This is a genomic window from Gluconobacter sp. P1D12_c (genome assembly GCF_018812105.1).
GTDB classification, from domain to species: Bacteria; Pseudomonadota; Alphaproteobacteria; order Acetobacterales; family Acetobacteraceae; genus Gluconobacter; species Gluconobacter oxydans_A.
Window position 1 is genome coordinate 1 of sequence record NZ_JACSIQ010000581.1, and the last position, 416, is coordinate 416.

Annotated in this window: 1 protein-coding gene; it reads right to left on the reverse strand. The window is 41.6% G+C overall.

The features are described from left to right. Positions 1-309, reverse strand: a 309-nt coding sequence (locus KP705_RS18245) for a hypothetical protein (RefSeq protein ID WP_215765323.1), incomplete at its 3' end; no start/stop codon positions are given. Between the last annotated feature and the right edge of the window lie 107 nt (positions 310-416).

Below are 416 nucleotides of genomic sequence, written 5' to 3' on the forward strand. Positions count from 1 at the left end.
CCAAGACAGAACAATGCACGCCATAGTATTTTGAGTGCTTCTGATTTTCCTGCTCTTGCCATTCTTCTGAACATCAACAGCACCATCGCAAGCCTGCTCATGCTCACGCTCAAGAGCTTCTAAATCCTGACCAAAAACGAGAACCGGCTTGCCTGGATTTTCAACATGCAAACAGGCATCCGGATTTCTCCGGGTAGCCTCATCTATAGTCTCTTTAATATTCCACTTCTTAGACTTCGTTGCCTTGTCGGAAGGCTTTACAAGCACTTTACGACTCAGCATCTCAAAATGTGCGAATTGATAACTCATGACAACGATCCAAAAAATTTCTCGCAAATCGTTGAGAGTCTTCTTTTAAAATCATCAGACGTACAATTTTCCAAATCTAAATTATCGATACTCGAATACAAACCATC